Origin of the sequence: Streptomyces sp. FH025, from assembly GCF_017427025.1 — a bacterium.
Lineage (GTDB): Bacteria > Actinomycetota > Actinomycetes > Streptomycetales > Streptomycetaceae > Kitasatospora.
Map to the genome: position 1 here is coordinate 1 of NZ_JAFLNG010000060.1, position 20,797 is coordinate 20,797.

Here is a 20,797-nt window from a genome sequence, read left to right on the forward strand (position 1 = left end):
GTCCGTCCTCGACCTGGCGTACGGCACCGCCGGCGCCTCCCGGGTCGCCCTGATCACCGACGCCATGGGCGCTGCGGGCATGGGCGACGGCCTCTACCCGCTCGGCCCGCTCCAGGTCGAGGTCAAGGACGGCGTCGCCCGGCTGGTCGAGGGCGGCGCGATCGCCGGCTCCACCCTCACCCTGGACGTGGCGTTCAAGCGCTCCGTCACCGTCAACGGCCTGACCCTCAACCAGGCCGTCGAGTCGCTCTCCGCCACCCCGGCCCGGCTGCTCGGCCTCTCCGAGTCGATCGGCTCGCTGGAGACCGGCAAGCTCGCCGACCTGGCCGTGGTCGACTCCGACAGCTACGACCTGGTCGCCGTGATGCGCCGCGGCCGGTGGGTCCTCGGCGGCGAGAGGTTCGCCACCGTGCGGCCCGCCTGAGCACAACGGCAACGGCCGCCCTCCCCGGAAGGGGACGGGCGGCCGTTCGCGCGTCTGCTCAGCCGCCCGGCTCGATGGTGATCTGGTCGATCAGGATCGGCCCGGAGGGCACGGTGAAGGTGACCGAGTTCGACCCGGCCTGGAACTGCGGGAGTATCCAGGTGGTGAACCAGGACGACGCCGGGTCCTTGCCCGGCGTGTAGTTCTTGTAGTTCAGGCCGCTCGGCCAGTCCTTGCCGTTCACCGAGGCCGCGCCCCTCACGTCCGCCCCGGCGTTGCCGTAGTGCACGGTCAGCTTGTACGTCCCGGCCGTCGCGACGTCACCGGTCCAGGTCACCGAGCCGCCCTGCTGGAGCGTCAGGTAGCTGCCGTCGGCGGACTTGGCGCCCTTGACGGTGTTGCCGGACGGCGCGTTCTGCGCCTGGAGCTGGCTCGCGTCCACGGTCGACGGGCCGGAGCCGACGGTCGCGCTGGCCGAGGGCGAGGCGGACGCGGTCGCGGCGGCCGTCGTCGGGGCGGCGGTGGGAGCCGACGGGGCCGTGGTCACGGTGCTGCCCTTGGCGGACTTGTCGACGTCCGCGTCGCCGGTGGAGAGCGCGACCCCGGCCCCGATCGCTATCGCCGCGACCACGGCGACCGCGCCGATCACCGCGCCCTTGCTCCGGCCGCTGCTCGGCCGCTCGTCCCCCGGCTGCGGGCGGGAGTGCTCGGCGTAGCGGGTCTGCTGGGTGGGCGCACCGTACTCGGCCTGCTGCTGCGGCACCCCGGGCTGGCCGTACGGGGCCTGCTGCGGCTGCTGCCCGTACGGGGGCTGCGCCGTTCCGGGCTGGCCGTACGGGCTCGGCTGCTGCGCGCGCGGCGGCACCCCCTGCTGGTACTGCTGGCCGTACTGCTGCTGGCCGTACTGCGCGCGCCCGACCTCCATCGGCCGGCTGTACGGCGTCCGGGGAACACCCTGCTGCGGCTCGGCCGGCTGCCCGGTGGAGCCGTCGGCCGGGCGGTAGAGGTAGCCGAACGGGTCGTCGTCCTGCGGGGCACCGCCCCCCTGGCCCTCTGGCACTCCGTTGTCGCCGGCGGTCGTCACGGTGGTCTGCTCCCCCATCCGGTGCGCCGCCGGCCTGCGGGCGGCGCAGATCATGGACGCTGTCGTACCGGGAACCCTACCTGCCGTTCCCGACAGCGGTGAAAGACCCCTTGACAACTCATGGGTAACCTGCGCGCCACCGGATGCCGGGCACCCGGCCGACCTGCGCGAACCCGATCCGGACGGCCCCCGGCGTCAGCCGGCGCGCCGGTGGGAGCGCTCGCCCCGGGCCCCGCGCACGGCGCCGCCGCGCGCCCGCTTCTCGTCGTACATCCGCTCGTCCGCGGTGTGCAGCACCTCCTCGATGCTCATCCCGCAGCCGGCCCAGCCGATCCCGAGGCTCACTCCCACCCGCATCGCCCGCCCGTCGATCCGCATCGGCGGGATGATCGCGTTGCGCAGCCGGTGGGCGAGGTCCTTGGCCTCCTCGCGGCCGATCCCGTCGGCCAGCACCACGAACTCGTCGCCGCCCAGCCGGGCCACCGTGTCGCCGTCCCGGACCGCGCCGCTCAGCCGGCGGGCCACCTCGACCAGCACCGAGTCGCCCGCGTTGTGCCCGAACCGGTCGTTGATCGACTTGAAGCCGTCCAGGTCGCAGAAGAGCACCGCGAGGCCCTTGTCCACCGAGGCCGACCCGCCGGAGCGGAACGGCGCGGACCAGACGTCGCCGCCCGGCCCGAACTCGGCCGGGACCACCGCGTGCACGTGCTCCCCGAAACCCGCGCCGAGGCCGGGCATCGAGCAGCTGTCGGCCGACCCGTAGCCGCGCGCCGCTCCGGCGTACGGGTCCAGGCCCTCGTACGCCGCGTGCGCGTGGTAGGAGTCGGCCGGGTAGCCGTACGGCTGCGGGTAGTCGCCCGCGCCGGACTCGGCGGCGACGGTGCCGACCGGCTTCGGCTCGGGGCAGAGCCGCCGGGCCAGCCGGGCCTTGAGCTCGGCGCCGTTGGGCAGGCCGGTGAGCGCGTCGTGGCTGGCCCGGTGGGCGAGTTGGAGTTCGTGGCGCTTGCGGTCCTCGATGTCCTCGACGTGGGTGAGCAGGAAGCTCGGGCCCTCGGCCGCGTCCGCCACGATCGAGTTGCGCAGGCACACCCACTGGTAGCCGCCGTCCCGCCGGGACAGCCGCAGTTCCGCCCGGCCGCTCTCGGCGCTGGTGCGCTCCAGCAGCGCCCGGTCCTCGGGGTGGACGAGGTCGGCGAAGCTCTGCTGGCGCAGCACCGCCCGGGGGCGGCCGAGCAGGCGACAGAGCGCGTCGTTGACCCTGGTCAGCTGGCCGCGCCCGGCGCCGTGCAGCTCGGTGATGGCCATCCCGCTGGGCGCGTACTCGAAGGCCTGACGGAAGCTCTCCTCACTGGCCCTCAGCGCCTGTTGCTCCTTCTCCAGCCGGGCCAGCGCCCGCTGCATCTCGGCCCGCAGCCGGGCGTTGCCGATCGCGATGGAGGCCTGCAACGAGAACATCTCCAGCGCCTCGCGGGTCCACGCCCCGGGCCGCTTGCCGCTGCGCGGGCGGTCCACCGAGAGGACGCCGAGCAGGTCGCCACCGGCGCTGTACATCGGGGCGAGCAGCCCGTCGGCGGGGTGCCAGTCGTTGGCGTAGACGGGCAGCGGGCCGTCGCCGATCCAGCGCGGGATGTCGCTGGCGACGGCCCAGCCGCGGTCGTACGGCAGGAAGCGCAGGGTGCCCCAGTGGTCGCTGACGCCGAGCAGCCGGTCCCAGGACTCCCGCGAGCCGACCTGGCCGAGCAGCACCGAGGGCCCGCCCATCGGGCTCTCCTCCAGCTCCCAGACGGCCGCCACCACGAGGTCGCCGTCCGGGCGGACCAGGCTGACGGCGGCGGCGTCGAAGCCGAGCCCGTGCACCGCGCCCTCGACGACGGCCTGCAGCGTGCCCGCCAGGCTGCGGGCAGCGTTGAGGTCCGCCACGACCCGGTGCAAGGTGCGGAGGGTCGCGAGACGGACGTAGGGCTCCGACTCGGCTTCCATGCGGGGGCTCCCCGGCTGCTTCGGATAGTTCTTGATTGGTTATCGTCCGATTGCCAGAAGAACTGAATCACAGCGAGCACAGCGTTCGGCACGCTCGGTCAGCAATAGGCCACTACTTGTGACTTAAATCACACGACACTAATGTGCCTTTAATCAGTTCATCTATCCCATAGCGGGACACAAAGCGTTATCGGGACTTTTCTCGTGGTCGACCGCATCGGCCGTCCACTGAAGCCCAGTGCACCCGCGAGTCCCTCTGCTTCACTCCTGAGAGTGAGTTCGGTCACCGGGAGTACCCTCACGGCTGCGCCGCTGGTCCTACGACCACGGCCCGATGCCGTTTCCCGCGACCGCCGACTACCGTGCGGTACGTGTACCCGTCCACGCAGCCCGAAGCTGCCTCCCACGCCACGCCCGACGAGTTCCGGGCAGCACTCTCCCAGCTCGCCGCCGGCGTGAGCCTGGTGACCGTCCACGACCCGGAGGACGGAGAGGACGTCGGCATGACCGCCACGTCCTTCCTCTCGGTGTCGCTGGACCCGCCGCTGGTGCTGATCTCGGTCCGCGAGGACTCCCGCATGGACGAGGTGCTCTCCCGGACCGACACCTGGGCGGTCTCGGTGCTCACCGAGGGGCAGAAGACGCTCGGCTCCCGCTTCGCCATGAAGGGCCGGCTCAGCGACCGGCTGCTGTTCGCGGACACCGCGCACCACCGCGGCCCGCACACCGACGCCCCGCTGATCGACGGCGCGCTGGCCACCGTCGAGTGCCGCACCGAGCAGCGGATACCCGCGGGCGACCACACCCTGCTGCTCGGCCGGGTCCTGGAGGCCGTGGTCCCCGACCCGAGCGGCCGCCCGCTGCTCTACTTCCGCGGCGGCTACCGCACCCTCGGCTGAACCGGACGAACCGGCTGAACCGGCTGAACCGGCCGGACTACTCGCCGCGCGGCGCCCGCCGCCCCTGCTTCAGCTCGGAGCGGTGCCGCTTGTTGGACAGCCGCCGCTCGACCATCCCCCGGCTCGGCCGGGTCGCCCGTCGGGCCTTCGGCGGCGGCGCGCACGCCTCGGTCAGCAGCGCGGCCAGCCGGGCCGCGGCCGCCTCCCGGTTGCGCCACTGCGAGCGGAACTCCGAGGCGTGGACCACCAGCACCCGGCCGTCCACCAGCCGGTGCGCCAGCCGCTCCAGGGCGCGCTCGCGCCACACCTCGGGCAGCGCCTCCGAGGCCGCCAGGTCGAAGCGCAGCTCGACCTTGGAGTCGGAGGTGTTGACGTGCTGGCCACCGGGGCCGGAGGAACGCGAGAAGCGCCAGACGAGCTCGGCATCGGGGACGACCACCGAGCCCCGTACGCGGATGGGCTCGAACATGCGCCCATCATCCCGCGCCGTGCCCGCCCGGTCACCCGGTTATCCGCCCGCCGAGCCCCGACAATGGCGTACGTGATCGAGCTCGGCTACTCCCTCTCCAACCGCTTCCCCGACCCCCCGCAGACCGACTACCGCACCGCCCCCGTGCGCTCCCTGCGGTACGACCTCTTCTGCGGCGACGTCTACCTGGACGCCGAGGGCGCCGAGGTCTCCACCCGCTGGGGCTGGGTCCCGGTGCTGGACTTCGCCTGGGCGCTGTGCGACATCGTCGAGCAGCTCGACCGCGACCCGGACGGCTCCCGCGCCGCCCGGGTGCAGACCGCCGACCTCGACTTCACCCAGAACACCGAGCTGCTGCGCTTCGCCCGCCGCTTCAACTGGGTCGAGATCACCGCGACCTGGCTGCCGGACGAGCCGCCCGCCGTGGTCCGCCACAGCGACCTGCGGCGCGAGGCCCGGGACTTCCTCCAGGACACCCTCGCCGACCTGTTCGACATGCACCCCGACCTGGCCGACAACCCGAACATCTGGTCGCTCCAGGGCCGGTTCCCGCGCGTCTGAACCCCGCGCCCCGGACCGCCGCTTTGCCTGCGCTTTGCCCGGCTTTGACGCCTTACGAAGAATTCACGGCCCACACGGAACCAAGCCGCCGGAGTATTGCGTTCTCCCGGAAAAAGCGAACGAAGGGACTGCAATCGCCATGCCAGTGAGCCTCTCCAAGGGTGGCAACGTCTCGCTGACCAAGGAGGCCCCCGGCCTGTCCGCGGTCAGTGTCGGCCTGGGCTGGGACCTCCGCACCACGACCGGCGCCGAATTCGACCTCGACGCCAGCGCGATCGTCCTGAACGCGGACGGCAAGGTGCTGTCCAACGCGCACTTCGTCTTCTTCAACAACACCAGCACGCCGGACAACACCGTCGTGCACACCGGCGACAACCGCACCGGCGAGGGCGCGGGCGACGACGAGTCGATCAACGTCAACCTGGCCGGCCTGCCCGCCGAGGCCGCCAAGATCACCTTCCCGGTCACCATCTACGACGGCGTCGCCCGCGGCCAGAACTTCGGCCAGGTCCGCAACGCCTACATCCGCGTGGTGAACGCCGCCGGCGGCGCCGAGATCGCCCGGTACGACCTCTCCGAGGACGCCGCCACCGAGACCGCGATGATCTTCGGCGAGCTCTACCGCAACAACGGCGAGTGGAAGTTCCGCGCGGTCGGCCAGGGCTACGCCTCCGGCCTGGCCGGCATCGCCCAGGACTTCGGCGTCCAGATCTGACCCACCCCCGGCGGGCCCGACGCACCCCCGGGAAACGCGACGGCGCGGGAGTCGGTACGTACCGACTCCCGCGCCGTCGCGTTCGTTCCGGGCCGGGCCTCAGCGCGAGGCGCGCAGCTCCGGCAGCTGGATCAGCTCGGTCTCGTCCTCCGGCGTCAGGTCCACCACGGTCGGCCCGTCCTGCTCCGCCGCCCCGGCCGGCTCCGCCGGCTGCGCGCCACCCGGAACGGCCGTCTCCACCGCCTCCGCCGCCTCCTGCGCCTCGGCCTTCGCCTTCGCCGCGACCGCCTCGTCGCCCACCACGTCGGCCAGGTCCGTACGCTCCCCCAGCTCGGCGACGCTGCCCACCGCCGGCGCCGGAGCCGCCGCCCGCACCGCCGCACCCGAGCTGCGGCCGAAGAAGCTGAAGCCCTGCCCGCGCGCCTGGCCGGGCTGCGCCGGGCGCGGCCGCTGCCGCTCCGCCGCCACCGGAGCCGGGGCCGGCACGCTCTGGGTGCCGCCGAGCTGACCGACCTGCGCGGTCAGCGCCGGGCGCAGCGGCGTGGGCCGCGCCGACGGCGCCGGGGTCATCGGTGCCTGGGCCAGCGGCGCCTGCGCCGGAGTGGGCACCGAGGGCACCACCGGGGCGGGCACGGACACCGGCTTGGGGGCCGGCGCGGCCGGGGTGCCCGTGCCGGTCAGCGACGCCTTCGCGGGCGCCCGCAGCGCGACCTCCGCGCCCGCCGTACGCTCCCGCCGCGCCTCCTGCTCGGCCGCCCGACGCTCCAGCATCCGCAGCACGGACGCCGCGCGGACGAACGCGGCCGGGCTGGCCGGGTACTTGGGCCGGCTCGCGGCGAGCGCCCGCTGGGCCGCCTCGGCCTCCTTGAGCGCCTGCTCGGCCACCGTCACGGCCCGCTCGCGCAGCAGCCGGGCGATCTCGGTCTCGGCCTTCGCCAGCCGCGACTTCTCCGCCGTCAGCCGCCTCCCGAACCGGGTGGCCCGCTCCTCGGCGACCTCGGCCGCGTACTCGGCCTCGGCCAGCTGCTCCTCGAACCGCTCCTCGGCCCGCAGCCGCTGCGCGGAGGACATCTCGGCGGCCGCGCGGGCGGCCTTGTCCCGCTGGCGCAGCAGCACCGCGAAGCCGAGCGTCGCGATCAGCGCCGCGACGCCCACCGAGCGCACCAGGATGGTGTCCTGACTGAAAAGCAGAGCGGCCAGTGCGGCGACCAGCAGTACGCCGGCGGCGGTGGGGGGAAAGACCCGGCCGAGGACGGAGGAATGACGGTGGCGTCCGCGAGACATGCCAAGAAACTAGCGTGCGAATTGGGGCCGTGTCAGCCCAGGGTCCCCTTCAACCCTTGACAGGGCGAGGTTTTTACCGCACGTGCTCGGCCTTTCACTCAAGATCACGAGAAAAGGCCTGGTCAGTGATGCGAGGCCGCCGGACCGCTCGGATCGTCGTGGTTCTCGGGGAGCTTGCACACGTGCTGGAGCCAGAGCGCCGCGGCGATCACCGCGGCCCCCGCCAGCACCGCGAGCCCGGCGGTGACGGCCTGGTCCTTGCGGGCCGACACGTCCAGCTCGCCGAGCAGGTAGATCCCGGCCCCGGCGTAGATGCCGGTGACCACCGAGGAGACCAGCGCACTGGCCTGCCCCAGCACCACCGCCCGGGCCGCCAGCAGCGGGTCGACCCGCTTCGCGCCGGGCTGCCGCTCGCGCACCGCCTTCAGCCGGGACCGCAGCGAGATCGCGGTCGCCAGCAGGATCACCGCCACCGCCGCCAGCACCACCGGGGCCGCGGCCGGCACGGCCGGCAGCGTGTCCAGGGAGGCCCACAGCTTGGAGCCGGCCCAGGACAGCGCCGTCGTCGCGGCGGTGATCCCGATCAGCAGGCGGAGGCGAAGCAGCTTCACTCGGAGGAGGTCCTTCCCGGGGTACCAGAGCCGGCCGCCCGCCCGGTGGCCCGACGCGGAGGCGCCAGGCCACCGTACCGGGCCCGGCCGGACGGACATCTACTCGTACGGCCGGGCCCCCTGGCCGAGTTCCCCGGCCGGCCTGGCTGAGTTACTCCGGCAGGGTCAGTCGGATGTCGTCACGCCGCTTCACGCCCTGCGCGTCCGGCCCGCCGAGCGCCTCCAGCAGCGCGGCGACCTGCCCGTGCCCGGGCACCTCGGCCTCCGGCTGGGCGTCCAGCCACGGGGCGAGCACGAAGGCCCGCTCGTGCGAGCGCGGGTGCGGCAGCACCAGCTGCGGGTCGTCGCTGACCACGCCCTCGTAGGCCAGGATGTCCACGTCCAGGGTGCGCGGCCCCCAGCGGACCTCCCGCACCCGGCCGAAGGCGTCCTCGATCGCGTTGCCGCGCTCCAGCAGGTCGCGCGGGGGCAGCGAGGTGCGCAGCACGACGACCGCGTTGTAGTAGTTCGGCTGCTCCGCCGGGCCGCCGACGGCCTCGGTCTCGTAGACCGCCGAGACGGCCTTGATCCTCAGCCCGGGCGTGTCGGCGAGCGCGTCGACGGCGCCCTGCAGGGTGTCCAGCCGGTTGCCCAGGTTGCTGCCGAGCGCGATCACCGCGCAGCGCTGGCTGTGCAGCGTGGTGTCGGCCGAGTCCACCCGGCTCTCCAGGTCGAACGCGTTCGGCTCGGTGATCGGGTGGTCGCTGCTACTCATCGGAAAACGTCCTCTACATCGGAAACCAGGCGCGCGGTGGGGGTCATGCGCGGCCCCGGTGGATGGTCACGGTCACGTCGTCGAACGGCACGGTGATCGGGGCGTCCGGCTTGTGCACGGTCACCTCGACCTCCTCGACCGGCTCGTGCTTCAGGCACTGGTCGGCGATGCGCTGGGCCAGGGTCTCGATCAGGTCGACCGGGTCCCCGGCGATGATCGCGGTGACCTCCTCGGCCACGATGCCGTAGTGCGCCGTGCGGGTGAGGTCGTCTCCGGCCGCGGCGGGGCGGGTGTCCAGGTACAGCACGAGGTCGACCACGAAGGTCTGGCCCTCGATGCGCTCACGCTCGAAGACGCCGTGGTGGCCCCGGGCTCGCAGCCCCCGCAGGGTGACGCGGTCCAGCAAACGAATCACTGCTCCCAGTCGGACGGGCCCCACCCGGAGAAAGGCGTGGACGGGCAGGGCGGTGAAGGCGGGCGGCATGCCCGCCACTCCGTTTCGAATCTACCCGCGAGCGCAGACAACGCCTGACCGTCCTACCCGGCACGAACCGTCGCCACGCGCGCCGAAATGGCGATTGACGTGAACGTTCGGTGACCACCGGGAAATTCTCGGGCGACCACCCGGCACCGTATTCCCGTATCCGCCGGAATCAGTCCTCGTCGTCCTCGTCCCCGCTGGTCAGAACGGGTGAACCGTGGTGCGACCAGAGTTTCCACCCGGCCGGGGTGCGGCGGAACAGATTGGTCGAAACGACCTTTCCGCCGACCAGCGGGCCGAGTTCCCCCTCCTCCTCCGCCTCGCCGCCGGAGAGGATGTTCTCGGTGCACGTGACAAGGGCCACATCTCCGTGGACCTCGGCCTCGACATCGGTCAGGAAGAACTGGATGTACTCCGTGTTCATCATGATCAGCATGTACGAGCGCGTCACCTGCGCCCTTCCGCGCAGCACCGGCCAGCCGGGGTGCACGCACACCACGCCGCCCTTGTCGTCCGCGTACTCGGCGCCCAGCCAGGCGTCCTCGACCGCTTCGACGTCGCCCCGCTCCAGCGCCTCGTAGAGCGCGCGGTTCGCCGCGAGCACCGCCTCCAGGTCCGCCTGGGGGGCCTTCCCGGCCGTACCGCCGCTCACCCTGCCGTCACCTGTCACAGACCCTCCCTCACCCCAGCCGCGCCGCGCGCTGCCAGGCCGCGACCACGCGGACGGCGTCCGCCGTGCCGGACACGTCGTGCACCCGTACCGCCCAGGCTCCGGCCTGGGCCGACAGCACCGAGACCGCCGCCGTCGCGTCGTCCCGCTCGCGGGCCGGGCGCAGCTCCCCGGTTTCCGGGTCGGCGAGCAGCGTACCCAGGAACCGCTTGCGCGAAGCCGCCACGAGGACGGGACGGCCGAGCGCGGTGAGCGCGTCCAGCCGGCCGAGCAGCGCCCAGTTGTGCTCGGCGGTCTTGGCGAAGCCGAGGCCCGGGTCGAGGATCAGCTGGTCCTCCTTGACCCCGGCGGCCAGCAGGGCGTCCATGCGGTCGGTCAGCTCGGTGACCACGTCGCGGACGACGTCGTCGTAGACGGCCAGCCGGTCCATGTCCGCGGACTGCCCGCGCCAGTGCATCACCACGAAGGGCGCGCCGCTCTCGGCGACCACCCGGGCCATCGCCGGGTCGGCGAGCCCGCCGGAGACGTCGTTGACGATCGCGGCGCCGGCCTCGACGGCCCGCTCGGCGACCGAGGCGCGCATGGTGTCGACCGACACCATGACCCCGGCGGCGGCCAGCTCGCGCACCACCGGCAGCACCCGGCGCAGCTCCTCCTCCTCGGGCACCCGCGTCGTGCCGGGCCGGGTGGACTCGCCGCCGACGTCCACCAGGTCCGCGCCGCGCGCCCGCAGGGCCAGCCCGTGCGCGATCGCCCTGGCGGGGTCGAACCACATCCCGCCGTCCGAGAAGGAGTCGGGCGTGACGTTGACCACGCCCATCACGGCGCAGCGGTCGAGCCGCGGCAACCCGGCCGGCAGGGAGAAGGGCGACGTATTGCTCATGTCCCCCATTATCGAACGTGGCCCCCGCCGAGGATTCTCGGCGGGGGCCACGTTCGCGTCTCGGGCGCCTCAGGCGGCCTCGGTGACCTCGCGGGCCGACGGCACGGGCATCAGGCCCTCGCGCTGGCGCTTGCGGCCGAAGCGCGGCATGCCGAGGGTGATGAAGGCCTCCGCCTGCATCGCGGCGAAGCCGATCCGCGGCAGGTCCCGGGTGTTCGGGAAGACCAGGAAGCGCGGCTCCCACTCCGGCTGGAACTTCGCGTTGAACTTGTACAGCGACTCGATCTGGAACCAGCGGGACAGGAACACCAGCAGTCCGCGCCAGGCGCGCAGCACCGGGCCGGCGCCGATCCGCTCGCCGCGGGCCAGCGCCGAGCGGAACATCGCGAAGTTGAGCGACACCCGGCGGACGCCCATGGCGGGCACGGCCTGCAGGGCGGCGACGATCAGCAGCTCGTTCAGGCCCGGGTCGGCGGCGCGGTCGCGGCGCATCAGCTCCAGCGAGATGCCGTCCGGCCCCCAGGGCACGAAGTGCAGCACGGCCTTGAGGTCGTCGCCGCCCTCGCCCTCCTCCGGGTCCTTGTGAGCGGTGACCACCACGCAGTCGTCGTCCAGCGGGTCGCCGAAGCGGCCCAGCGCCATCGAGAAGCCGCGCTCGGTGTCGGTGCCGCGCCAGCGGGCGGCGGCGTCGGCGATCCGGTACTTCTCGTCCGCGGTGAGCTCGGAGACCCGGCGCACCTTGCAGGAGTACCCGTTGCGCTCGATCCGCTTGACCATCTGGCGGACGTTGCGCATGGCCCGGCCGGCGAGCGAGAAGGTGGCGGTGTCGACGATCGCCTCGTCGCCCAGCTCCAGGGCGTCCAGGTTCGCCTCGCGGGTCCAGACCTCGCCGCCGACCTCGCTGCAGCCCATCACGGCGGGCACCCAGGCGTGCTCGCGGGCCTCGGCCATGAACACCTTGATCGCGCCCGGCCAGGCCTCGACGTCGCCGACCGGGTCGCCGGAGGCGAGCATCACGCCGGAGACCACCCGGTAGGAGATCGCGGCCTTGCCGGTGGGCGAGAACAGCACGCTCTTGTCGCGGCGCAGCGCGAAGTAGCCGAGCGAGTCGCGCTCGCCGTGCCGCTTGAGCAGCTCGCGGACCTTCTCCTCGTCCTCGGCGGTCAGCTCCGGCTTCGGCTTGCCCGGGCGCAGCGCCAGGTAGGCGGTGGTGAAGGCGGTCAGCAGGCCGAGGCCGCCGAGCAGGTAGGCGACCAGGTCGGACATCCGCTCGTTGGTGTAGCGGATCGGGCCCTCGAAGCCGAACAGCCCGTACGCGACGTGCTGCAGCCGCTCGGTGAGGCCGGGGTGGCCGAACTCGTACCTGGTCCGGGTGCTCACGATCAGCAGGCCGAGCAGCACGCTGAGGACGCCCATGACGACCAGGTTGACCACCGCGCGCCAGCGGGTGCGCGGGTCGGCCTTGGCGTAGAACTCGCGCCGGTGCACCAGCATCACGGCGAGGACGACCAGCGAGACCACCGCCGGGCCGATCTGGTGCCAGCGCACGATGTGCAGCGCCGCGCTGACCGGCAGCAGCACGCAGACCGCCCGCCAGGCCCGCCGCTTGCGCCGGCGCAGCGCGTGCGCGAGCGGCACCAGCAGGATGCCGACCATCAGCGTGCCGACCGCGGCCAGGCTGGTGGTGCCGCCGGGCAGCTGCCCGGCGAAGGTGTGCACCTTCGTGTGCCGCAGCTTGGGGAACACCGCGCCGGCGATGTCCATCAGCCCGATCAGCAGACAGGCGTAGCCGACCGCGCTCGGGAGCCAGGCCCTCGGGACGGCGGCCGCCTGGGTGCGCAGCGTCTGCAGGCCGCGCTTGCGGCGCGGCGACTGCTCGGGGCTCGGCTCAACGGACACGGGAACGCTCATGGAAGCTCAGGGTAGAGGCTGCGGTGCGGTGTCCGGTCACTTCGGGGGACCACGTGTGATGGACCTTCATGCCTATTCCTTCATCAGGCAATGCGCATACCAAGGATCCGGAAACGGACGGTAAACCGGTGCCGTGGGTGCGCTGCGGGTTGAGCCGGGGGTGGGAGTCGGTGGCCCGCCGGCGCGTGGCGCGGCCAGACCCCCGGGTACGCGTTACGTACGGTGGACGCCGCATTCTAGGGCTCCGGTTGCCCCTGGCCTCCCCCGCCCTCCCGACCGGGCCGGGGCGCCCGGACAGCCTAGCCGCGGTGGCCCCGCCTGACGGGCCGCCAGACGATGGAGCCTGCACCGACAGTGTCCCACCGGAAGGCCGACGGTATGGAACTGACCAGCGAAGCGCTGGTGAACTCGCTGCTCGCACTCGGAGCGGCGGCCCTGCTCACCACCCTGTGGATCTGGCCCAGGCTGGCCCGGCAGCGCCCGCTGCCGGTGCTCGGCCGGATCGGACTGCTGACGGTCGTTCAAGTCTCGCTCCTGGCCGTGCTGGCGCTGTCGGTGAACAACTCCTTCGGGTTCTACACCACCTGGGACGACCTGCTCAGCCCCAGCGGCGCCAAGCTCGCGCTGGCCGGCAACGAGAACCACAAGGGCGGGGGGGCTGGCGCCGACGCGCTGATCCAGCCCACCGCCGAGGGCGGCCTGGAGACGGTGGCCACCCTGCCCAAGGGCACGCCCGAGGAGGTCGGCCGGATCGAGTCGGTCCGGGTCAGCGGCAAGGAGACCGGCTTCTCCGACCAGATGTTCGTCTACCTGCCGCGCGAGTACTTCGACCCGAAGTTCGCCCTGGTCCGCTTCCCCGTCCTGCTGGCCCTCTCCGGCTACCCGGGCTCCTCCCTGAACCTGCTCCAGGAGGTGCCCCTCGCCCAGACCGCGATCGAGTTGCAGCACTCGGGCAGGATGCCCCCGACCGTCCTGGTGATGGCCCGTCCGGCGGTCGTCCCGGCCCTGGACACCGAGTGCGTGGACGTCCCGGGCGGGCCGCGGACCGAGACCTGGTTCGTCAAGGACGTCCCCGAGGCCATCCTCAGCACCTACCGGGTGGGCCGCACGGCCGGCTCCTGGGCCACCTTCGGCTACTCCACCGGCGGCTCCTGCGCGCTGCGGCTGGCGATGCGCTTCCCGAACGTCTACGGCAGCGCGGTGAGCCTGCACGGGGACTTCGCCGTGCGCCAGGACGGCTACACCGGAGGCGACCTCTTCCACGGCGACACCGCACTCGCCCAGCAGCACGACCTCGCCTGGCGGCTGCAGAACCTGCCCGTGCCGACGCTCAACACGCTGATCGTCTCCACCCGCACGGAGTCGGACTACCCGCAGACCGTCCACTTCGTCGAGCAGGCGACCCAGGTCGCGGCGGCCAACCCGCAGTTCAAGGTCGAATCGCTCTACCTGGACGACGGCGGGCACAACTTCTACAGCTGGACCCGGGAGCTGCCCGCCTCGCTCGAATGGCTGGGCACCCACATGGGTTAAGGCCCGTCCGAGCGGGCGACCACCCGCCGGAACGCGCCGGGCACCCCGGCTCCGCCGCACGCGGAGCACGAGGTGCCCTGAGCCGTTCCTCCGTCAGCGCCCGGTGGCGCTACCGCCCGATGATCAGGCTCATCGCCTCGGCCCGGGTGGCGGGGTCGCGCAGCTGGCCGCGCACGCAGGAGGTGATGGTCTTGGCGCCGGGCTTGCGGATGCCGCGCATCGACATGCACATGTGCTCGCACTCGACCACGACGATCGCCCCGCGCGGCTCCAGTATCCGCATCAGCGCGTCGGCGACCTGGCTGGTCAGCCGCTCCTGCACCTGCGGGCGGCGGGCGTAGACGTCGACCAGCCGGGCCAGCTTCGACAGGCCGGTGATCTTCCCGCTGTTGGACGGGATGTACCCGACGTGCGCCACCCCGCGGAACGGCACCAGGTGGTGCTCGCAGACCGAGGTCAGCTCGATGTCCTTGACCAGGACCATCTCGTCGTGGCCCAGGTCGAAGGTGGTGGTCAGGACGTCCTCGGGCTCCTGCCACAGGCCCGCGAAGATCTCCTTGTAGGCCCGGGCGACCCGGGCGGGGGTCTCGATCAGGCCCTCGCGGTCCGGGTCCTCCCCCACGGCGAGCAGCAGCTCGCGGATGGCGTTCTCGGCCCGCTTCTGGTCGAAGGTCCCGACGGCGGGCGGACCGTCGAGCGTCACCGGGTCGATCATGCGGGCCTCGCTTAGTTGTGGGAAGACTCTGGCTGAACAGCACGGATGCCGCGCCTCCAGGGTACAAACCCCGGTGACGCGGCATCCATTCCGTTTCCTGCGGAAGCCGTGATCAGCCCTCGGTCGGCGGCTCCGACGCCGGCAGCGGCGGGAGCTTCACGATGTCCACCGGCGCGCTGTCGACGGACGCGGCGCCGTTGGTGAGCGCCAGCTCCTTCGGGGACTGCACCGGCGGCCGGGTGGACGGCGTGCGACGGGAGGACCCCGTCCAGGCCGGCCGGGCCGGGCGCTTGACCACCGGGGCGAAGATCTCGGCGATCTGCTCCTTGTTCAGGGTCTCCTTCTCCAGGAGTTCCAGAACCAGGTTGTCGAGCACGTCGCGGTTCTCGACCAGGATCTCCCAGGCCTCGTTGTGCGCGTTCTCGATGAGCTTCTTGACCTCTTCGTCGACCAGCCCGGCGACCTCTTCCGAGTAGTCGCGCTGGTGGCCCATCTCGCGGCCCAGGAACGGCTCCGAGTTGTCGGTGCCGAACTTGATCGCGCCCAGGCGCTCGGTCATGCCGTACTGGGTGACCATGGCCCGCGCCGTGGCGGTGGCCTTCTCGATGTCGTTCGAGGCGCCGGTGGTCGGGTCGTGGAAGACCAGCTCCTCCGCCGCGCGCCCGCCCAGCATGTAGGCCAGCTGGTCGAGCATCTCGTTGCGGGTGGTGGAGTACTTGTCCTCGTCCGGCAGCACCATGGTGTAGCCGAGGGCCCGGCCCCGGGACAGGATGGTGATCTTGTGCACCGGGTCGCTGTACTGGCAGGCCGCCGCGACCAGGGCGTGACCGCCCTCGTGGTACGCGGTGATCTTCTTCTCCTTGTCGGACATGATCCGCGTGCGCTTCTGCGGACCGGCCACGACGCGGTCGATCGCCTCGTCCAGGATGCCGTTGTCGATCAGCTTCTTGTCCGAACGGGCGGTCAGCAGCGCCGCCTCGTTCAGCACGTTCGACAGGTCGGCGCCGGTGAAGCCGGGGGTGCGCTTGGCGACGGCCGAGAGGTCGACGTCGGGCGCGATCGGCTTGCCCTTCTGGTGCACCTTGAGGATGTCCAGACGGCCCTGGAGGTCGGGGCGCTCCACCGCGATCTGGCGGTCGAAGCGGCCCGGGCGCAGCAGCGCCGGGTCCAGGATGTCGGGGCGGTTGGTCGCGGCGATCAGGATCACGCCGCCCTTGACGTCGAAGCCGTCCATCTCGACCAGCAGCTGGTTGAGGGTCTGCTCGCGCTCGTCGTGACCGCCGCCGAGGCCCGCGCCGCGGTGCCGGCCGACGGCGTCGATCTCGTCGACGAAGACGATCGCCGGGGCGTTCGCCTTGGCCTGCTCGAACAGGTCGCGGACCCGGCTTGCGCCGACACCGACGAACATCTCGACGAAGTCCGAACCGGAGATGGAGTAGAACGGCACCCCGGCCTCGCCCGCGACGGCACGCGCCAGCAGGGTCTTACCGGTACCGGGCGGGCCGTACAGCAGCACGCCCTTGGGGATCTTGGCGCCGACGGCCTGGAACTTGGCCGGCTCCTGCAGGAACTCCTTGATCTCGTGGAGCTCCTCGACCGCCTCGTCGGCACCGGCGACGTCGGCGAAGGTGGTCTTCGGGGTGTCCTTGGTGAGCAGCTTGGCCTTGGACTTGCCGAACTGCATGACGCGCGAGCCGCCGCCCTGCATCTGGTTCATCAGGAACAGGAAGACCAGGACGATGATCACGATCGGCAGCATCGACAGCAGCAGGCTGACGAAGGTGCTCTGCTTCTCCGGGCTGACGGTGTAGCCCTCGGAGAGGGTGTTCGGGTCCTTGTCGTTGATCTGGGCCTGCAGCTTGTCGGCGATGGCGACGCCCTGGTCACCGATGTACGAGGCCTGGAACTTGCTGCCGGACGGGACCTTGCCCGTACCGGCGTTGGACAGCGTGGCGCCGTCCTTCAGCTGGATCTTGATCGTGTTCGAATCACCGGTGGTGATCTGCGCCGACTTGACGTTGTGCGCGTCGATCGCCGCGACCACCTGACCGGTGTCCACCGTCTTGTAGCCGTTCGAATCCGAAACGACCTGCATCAGTACGATGACGGCGAGGACGGCCAGCACGATCCACATGATCGGCGCACGGAAGTATCGCTTGACGTCCATCCATGCGGGGCGTTGCCGCCCCGTCCCTCCTGCCACTCAACGGCGCCGGGAGGCTGTGGGCCGCGGCGCATCCGGTCGGTGCTCATGTGAAGAGCGGTTTATTGGACCGTACCGCAGTCGGACCCGCCCATGGCGGGAGCACGGCGACACGGCTTTGGTTCTTTGTCCCCCGGTCCAACGGGCGGGAACGACCTGCTGTTCCCGCCCGTAGCCCGAACGGACCCTCAGCCGCCGTAGACGTGCGGGGCGAGGGTGCCGATGAAGGGGAGGTTACGCAGCTTCTCCGCGTAGTCCAGGCCGTAGCCGACCACGAACTCGTTCGGAATGTCGAAACCGACGTACTTGACGTCGATCTCGACCTTGGCGGCGTCCGGCTTGCGCAGCAGGGCACAGACCTCCAGCGACGCCGGGCCGCGCGAGCCCAGGTTGCCCAGCAGCCAGGACAGCGTCAGGCCGGAGTCGATGATGTCCTCGACGATCAGGACGTCACGGCCGGCGATGTCGGTGTCCAGGTCCTTCAGGATGCGCACCACGCCGGAGGACTTGGTGCCCATGCCGTACGAGGAGACGGCCATCCAGTCCATGGTGACCTGCGAGTGCAGGGCCCGGGCGAGGTCGGCCATGACCATCACGGCCCCCTTGAGGACGCCGACGATCAGCAGGTCCTTGCCTGCGTAGTCCCGGTCGATCCGCTCGGCCAGCTCAAGGAGCTTGGCGTCGATCTCGTCCTTGCTGATGAGCACCTTCGCGAGGTCAGCGCCCATGTCGTTCTGGTCCACCGGGGATACGTCCTCAAACGTTCGGGGTCTGTGTGGCCGGCGGCCGGCTCCCCCGGGACATGCCTCGCCCGTCAGGCGCCCTGCCGCCGAAAGACCAGCGTGCCACACCTGCGGGTGGCCTCGACGCCCCCGGGTAGGTGCAGCGGCCCCTGACCGCGCCATCCGGTGACCAGCAGGTCCACCGCCTCCAGGTGTCGCGCGAAGAGGTCCCCGGCCGGACAGCCCGCCCGCAGCGCGGCCCGGCGCAGCACCCGGCGGCGCACGGCGGACGGCAGTTCGGCCAGTTTCACGGCGTCCAGGGCGCCTTCGCCCGTACGGAGGTCGCGCTCGGCCAGGGCGGCCCACTGGTCGAGGGCGTCGGCGTCGTCGCGGAACAGCCGGGCGGTACGGGCCAGCGCCTCCACCACGCCGCCGCCCAGGTGCTTCTCCAGCACCGGCAGCACCTCGTGGCGGACCCGGGAGCGGGTGTAGGCGGGATCACAGTTGTGCGGGTCATCCCAGACCGGGATCGCCTGGGCGGAACAGGCCTGCAGGGTGGCCGCCCGGTCCAGCTCCAGCAGCGGGCGGCGGTAGCGGCCCTTCTGGGCCGGCATCCCGGCCAGCGAGCGGGCGCCCGAGCCGCGGGCCAGGCCCAGCAGGACGGTCTCGGCCTGGTCGTCCCGGGTGTGGCCGAGCAGCACCGCGATCGCGCCGTGGCGCTCGGCGGCCTCGTCCAGGGCGGCGTAGCGGGCGTCCCGGGCGGCGGCCTCCGGGCCGCCGGTGCGGCCGACCCGCACCGGGATCGCCTCGACCGGGTCCAGGCCGAGCGAGCGCAGCCGCTCGGCCACCTGGGCGGCGCGGTCGGCGGAGCCGGGCTGGAGGCCGTGGTCGACGGTGACGGCGCCGACCCGCAGACCGATCTTGGGGGCCTCGAAGGCGGCGGCGATGGCCAGCGCCATCGAGTCCGCGCCGCCGCTGACGGCGACCAGGACCAGCGGCGAGCCGGGGGCGGCCGGGGTGCGGGGCAGCCCGGACGGGTGGCGCGCGGCGTTGCCGATCAGGGTGGTGCCGACGGCGGCACCCACCAGCGGCGCCCCGGCCGGGCGCTCGCGGGGCTCGCGCACGGGTGCGGGCGCGGTGAAGGTGGAACCGGCCTCGGCGGCGAGGTCGGTGAGCGTACGGCGAACGGCCAGGCGTATCGCGGCGACGGCGGGGTGAGGGCCCACGGCGGACGACTCCTCGACGGAGGGGGACAGGACTGCGGTGGGGCGCGGCGGACCGCGCACCTGCGTGCGCGCCCTGTTACCGGGCGCTCACAGATGGTGGCAGAAAGGAGCGACCCGCTACGCCACCCGCGCCACCGGTACGACCACCGTCCCACGTTCGGGTGAATGGAGAAACGTATCTTCACTCGCCGTGTACCCGATTGGACCACTCGTACGAGAGGGCTTGACCGCCGCCACCCGGGCCGCAGCCCCGCCCTCCGCCCCGCGCCGGGGCCTCAGCGGGCGACCCGGGCGACCCAGGCGGCCGGGTCGTGGATCTCGTCCTTGGTGGGCAGCGTGTTCGGGGAGGTCCACACCCGGTTGAACCCCTCCATGCCGACCTGCTCCACCACGGCCCGGACGAACACCGCGCCGTCCTGGTACTGGCGCAGCTTGGCGTCCATGCCGAGCAGCCGGCGCAGCACCAGGTCCAGCCGGTTCGCACCCCGGTCGCGGCGCTGCTGGAACTTCTCCCGGATCTCCGCGACCGTCGGCACCACGGCCGGGCCGACACCGTCCATCACCACGTCCGCATGACCCTCCAGCAGCGACATCACCGCCGTCAGCCGGCCCAGGATCTCGCGCTGCGCGGGCGACTGGACGATCTCCAGCAGGTTCGCCGAGGAGGCGCCCTCCCGGCTCTCCCGGCCACCCGTGCCCGGCAGGCCGGCGCCCAGCGAGCCCGCGGCGTCCCGGAGGCGGTCCAGCAGGGCGCCCGGGTCGACGTCCGTCTCGGCGAGGAAGGACTGCACCTCCGACTGGATGTGGTCGCGCAGCCACGGCACCGCGGTGAACTGCGTCCGGTGCGTCTCCTCGTGCAGGCACACCCAGAGCCGGAAGTCGGACGGGTCGACGTCCAGCTCCCGCTCGACGTGCACGATGTTCGGCGCCACCAGCAGCAGCCGGCCCGGACCGGGGCCCTCCGGGCCCGTCCGCGGCTTGTCGAACAGCGCCGCCGGGCTGTCCGGGGCCTCCAGCGAGGGCTCCGCCGGGGCGAAGGTCTCGTACTGGCCGAGCACCTTGGTCGCCAGGAACGCCAGCAGCGCCCCCACCTCGATCCCGGTGGCCTTCTCCCCCACCGCGCCGAACACCCCGGCCGCCGCGCTGTTCGCCCGGCGCGCCTGCAACTTCTCCACCAGCGGCTGGACGACGGTGCGGAAGCCCGCCACGTTCGCCCGCACCCACCCCGGGCGGTCCACCACCAGCACGGGCGTCGCGGCGGCTGCGACCAGACTGCTCGACCGCATCCCGGTGAACGCGCGGACGTGCTCCTCCGCCTCCAGGGCGTGCCGACGCAGCTCGGCGACCACCGCGGCCGCCTCGGCCCGGCTCACCTCCGGCCCCGGCCGCACCAGCCTGGTCGCGGTTGCGACCGCGAGATTCCAGTCGACCATGTCAGCCCCGCCACTCGCGCTCGTCATGCCCTCACCGTACGTGCTCCCCACCACCAACGGCAGCCACCCGACCCGAACACCCGACCCACACCCATCCTGCCCGCCCCAGCAGCCACTTCAACCCGAACCGCCCGCCCGGAAGACGCCTCGGGCCCGGCCGGGCCGACCCCCTTTCCAGGCCCCTCTCGGGGCCCGGTGGGCCGCTGCCGTCGGTGCGACGGCAGCGCCCGGGCGAGGGG

Annotated in this window: 20 protein-coding genes; 5 read left to right on the forward strand and 15 right to left on the reverse strand. The window is 72.5% G+C overall.

What is annotated here, in order from left to right; all coding sequences use genetic code 11:
• The coding region (locus tag J0670_RS07000; protein WP_207810513.1) for an amidohydrolase family protein at positions 1-424 on the forward strand (424 nt) is incomplete at its 5' end.
• Positions 425-482: 58 nt separating this feature from the next.
• Here the strand turns inward: J0670_RS07000 and J0670_RS07005 are convergent.
• Positions 483-1,562 carry a hypothetical protein gene (locus tag J0670_RS07005; RefSeq protein ID WP_207810514.1) on the reverse strand — a complete coding sequence of 360 codons (1,080 nt, stop codon included), beginning with the start codon at positions 1,560-1,562 and terminating at the stop codon, positions 483-485.
• Between the two features lie 141 nt (positions 1,563-1,703).
• Positions 1,704-3,488 (reverse strand): diguanylate cyclase domain-containing protein, encoded by a 1,785-nt coding sequence (locus J0670_RS07010; protein ID WP_207810515.1) that lies wholly within the window; start codon positions 3,486-3,488, stop codon positions 1,704-1,706.
• A gap of 362 nt (positions 3,489-3,850) precedes the next feature.
• Here J0670_RS07010 and J0670_RS07015 point away from each other — a divergent pair, with 362 nt between their 5' ends.
• On the forward strand, positions 3,851-4,387 hold the full coding sequence (locus J0670_RS07015; protein WP_207810516.1) for a flavin reductase family protein: 537 nt from the start codon (positions 3,851-3,853) through the stop codon (positions 4,385-4,387).
• A 37-nt stretch (positions 4,388-4,424) separates the two neighbouring features.
• On the opposite strand, the gene arfB is transcribed toward J0670_RS07015, so the two are convergent.
• Entirely contained in the window at positions 4,425-4,856 is a 432-nt protein-coding gene (gene arfB / locus J0670_RS07020; protein ID WP_207810517.1) for an alternative ribosome rescue aminoacyl-tRNA hydrolase ArfB, read from the reverse strand.
• Between the two features lie 63 nt (positions 4,857-4,919).
• Here arfB and J0670_RS07025 point away from each other — a divergent pair, with 63 nt between their 5' ends.
• On the forward strand, positions 4,920-5,417 hold the full coding sequence (locus tag J0670_RS07025; protein WP_243436640.1) for a hypothetical protein: 498 nt from the start codon (positions 4,920-4,922) through the stop codon (positions 5,415-5,417).
• A gap of 139 nt (positions 5,418-5,556) precedes the next feature.
• Positions 5,557-6,132 (forward strand): TerD family protein, encoded by a 576-nt coding sequence (locus tag J0670_RS07030; RefSeq protein ID WP_207810519.1) that lies wholly within the window; start codon positions 5,557-5,559, stop codon positions 6,130-6,132.
• Positions 6,133-6,231: 99 nt separating this feature from the next.
• On the opposite strand, the gene J0670_RS07035 is transcribed toward J0670_RS07030, so the two are convergent.
• The 7 genes from J0670_RS07035 to J0670_RS07065 all read right to left on the reverse strand — a co-directional run bounded on the left by J0670_RS07035 (position 6,232) and on the right by J0670_RS07065 (position 12,726).
• Entirely contained in the window at positions 6,232-7,416 is a 1,185-nt protein-coding gene (locus tag J0670_RS07035; protein ID WP_207810520.1) for a hypothetical protein, read from the reverse strand.
• 122 nt (positions 7,417-7,538) lie between these two features.
• Complete coding sequence (locus J0670_RS07040; RefSeq protein ID WP_207810521.1) at positions 7,539-8,027, reverse strand: DUF3180 domain-containing protein; 489 nt, start codon at positions 8,025-8,027, stop codon at positions 7,539-7,541.
• A 151-nt stretch (positions 8,028-8,178) separates the two neighbouring features.
• Positions 8,179-8,781 carry a 2-amino-4-hydroxy-6-hydroxymethyldihydropteridine diphosphokinase gene (gene folK / locus J0670_RS07045; RefSeq protein ID WP_207810522.1) on the reverse strand — a complete coding sequence of 201 codons (603 nt, stop codon included), beginning with the start codon at positions 8,779-8,781 and terminating at the stop codon, positions 8,179-8,181.
• 43 nt (positions 8,782-8,824) lie between these two features.
• Positions 8,825-9,184, reverse strand: coding sequence for a dihydroneopterin aldolase (folB, locus tag J0670_RS07050; protein ID WP_196948098.1), 360 nt, complete (start codon positions 9,182-9,184; stop codon positions 8,825-8,827).
• A 250-nt stretch (positions 9,185-9,434) separates the two neighbouring features.
• Complete coding sequence (locus J0670_RS07055; protein ID WP_207810523.1) at positions 9,435-9,914, reverse strand: nuclear transport factor 2 family protein; 480 nt, start codon at positions 9,912-9,914, stop codon at positions 9,435-9,437.
• Between the two features lie 28 nt (positions 9,915-9,942).
• Positions 9,943-10,815 carry a dihydropteroate synthase gene (folP, locus tag J0670_RS07060; protein WP_307806418.1) on the reverse strand — a complete coding sequence of 291 codons (873 nt, stop codon included), beginning with the start codon at positions 10,813-10,815 and terminating at the stop codon, positions 9,943-9,945.
• Between the two features lie 69 nt (positions 10,816-10,884).
• Entirely contained in the window at positions 10,885-12,726 is a 1,842-nt protein-coding gene (locus tag J0670_RS07065) for a phosphatidylglycerol lysyltransferase domain-containing protein (RefSeq protein ID WP_207810525.1), read from the reverse strand.
• A 378-nt stretch (positions 12,727-13,104) separates the two neighbouring features.
• Between J0670_RS07065 and J0670_RS07070 the strand changes: the two genes are divergently transcribed.
• Entirely contained in the window at positions 13,105-14,259 is a 1,155-nt protein-coding gene (locus J0670_RS07070; RefSeq protein ID WP_207810526.1) for an esterase family protein, read from the forward strand.
• A gap of 109 nt (positions 14,260-14,368) precedes the next feature.
• On the opposite strand, the gene folE is transcribed toward J0670_RS07070, so the two are convergent.
• The 5 genes from folE to J0670_RS07095 all read right to left on the reverse strand — a co-directional run bounded on the left by folE (position 14,369) and on the right by J0670_RS07095 (position 20,585).
• Positions 14,369-14,974 carry a GTP cyclohydrolase I FolE gene (gene folE, locus J0670_RS07075; RefSeq protein ID WP_207810527.1) on the reverse strand — a complete coding sequence of 202 codons (606 nt, stop codon included), beginning with the start codon at positions 14,972-14,974 and terminating at the stop codon, positions 14,369-14,371.
• Positions 14,975-15,086: 112 nt separating this feature from the next.
• The gene (gene ftsH, locus J0670_RS07080; RefSeq protein ID WP_207810528.1) at positions 15,087-17,141 is read right to left on the reverse strand and encodes an ATP-dependent zinc metalloprotease FtsH; all 2,055 of its coding nucleotides are present in this window, start codon (positions 17,139-17,141) and stop codon (positions 15,087-15,089) included.
• 224 nt (positions 17,142-17,365) lie between these two features.
• Positions 17,366-17,920, reverse strand: coding sequence for a hypoxanthine phosphoribosyltransferase (gene hpt, locus J0670_RS07085; protein WP_031064035.1), 555 nt, complete (start codon positions 17,918-17,920; stop codon positions 17,366-17,368).
• 71 nt (positions 17,921-17,991) lie between these two features.
• The gene (gene tilS, locus J0670_RS07090) at positions 17,992-19,125 is read right to left on the reverse strand and encodes a tRNA lysidine(34) synthetase TilS (protein ID WP_207810529.1); all 1,134 of its coding nucleotides are present in this window, start codon (positions 19,123-19,125) and stop codon (positions 17,992-17,994) included.
• Positions 19,126-19,400: 275 nt separating this feature from the next.
• The gene (locus tag J0670_RS07095) at positions 19,401-20,585 is read right to left on the reverse strand and encodes a zinc-dependent metalloprotease (RefSeq protein ID WP_207810530.1); all 1,185 of its coding nucleotides are present in this window, start codon (positions 20,583-20,585) and stop codon (positions 19,401-19,403) included.
• Between the last annotated feature and the right edge of the window lie 212 nt (positions 20,586-20,797).

Excerpts from the sequence above, each read along its gene's own strand:
- folP (WP_307806418.1), bottom strand. The coding sequence starts at position 10,815 with ATGAGCAATACGTCGCCCTTCTCCCTGCCGGCCGGGTTGCCGCGGCTC.
- J0670_RS07070 (WP_207810526.1), top strand. The coding sequence starts at position 13,105 with ATGGAACTGACCAGCGAAGCGCTGGTGAACTCGCTGCTCGCACTCGGA.
- J0670_RS07025 (WP_243436640.1), top strand. The coding sequence starts at position 4,920 with ATGGCGTACGTGATCGAGCTCGGCTACTCCCTCTCCAACCGCTTCCCC.
- folE (WP_207810527.1), bottom strand. The coding sequence starts at position 14,974 with ATGATCGACCCGGTGACGCTCGACGGTCCGCCCGCCGTCGGGACCTTC.
- J0670_RS07065 (WP_207810525.1), bottom strand. The coding sequence starts at position 12,726 with ATGAGCGTTCCCGTGTCCGTTGAGCCGAGCCCCGAGCAGTCGCCGCGC.
- J0670_RS07035 (WP_207810520.1), bottom strand. The coding sequence starts at position 7,416 with ATGTCTCGCGGACGCCACCGTCATTCCTCCGTCCTCGGCCGGGTCTTT.
- arfB (WP_207810517.1), bottom strand. The coding sequence starts at position 4,856 with ATGTTCGAGCCCATCCGCGTACGGGGCTCGGTGGTCGTCCCCGATGCC.
- ftsH (WP_207810528.1), bottom strand. The coding sequence starts at position 17,141 with ATGGACGTCAAGCGATACTTCCGTGCGCCGATCATGTGGATCGTGCTG.
- J0670_RS07095 (WP_207810530.1), bottom strand. The coding sequence starts at position 20,585 with ATGACGAGCGCGAGTGGCGGGGCTGACATGGTCGACTGGAATCTCGCG.
- J0670_RS07005 (WP_207810514.1), bottom strand. The coding sequence starts at position 1,562 with ATGATCTGCGCCGCCCGCAGGCCGGCGGCGCACCGGATGGGGGAGCAG.
- J0670_RS07030 (WP_207810519.1), top strand. The coding sequence starts at position 5,557 with ATGCCAGTGAGCCTCTCCAAGGGTGGCAACGTCTCGCTGACCAAGGAG.
- folK (WP_207810522.1), bottom strand. The coding sequence starts at position 8,781 with ATGAGTAGCAGCGACCACCCGATCACCGAGCCGAACGCGTTCGACCTG.
- J0670_RS07010 (WP_207810515.1), bottom strand. The coding sequence starts at position 3,488 with ATGGAAGCCGAGTCGGAGCCCTACGTCCGTCTCGCGACCCTCCGCACC.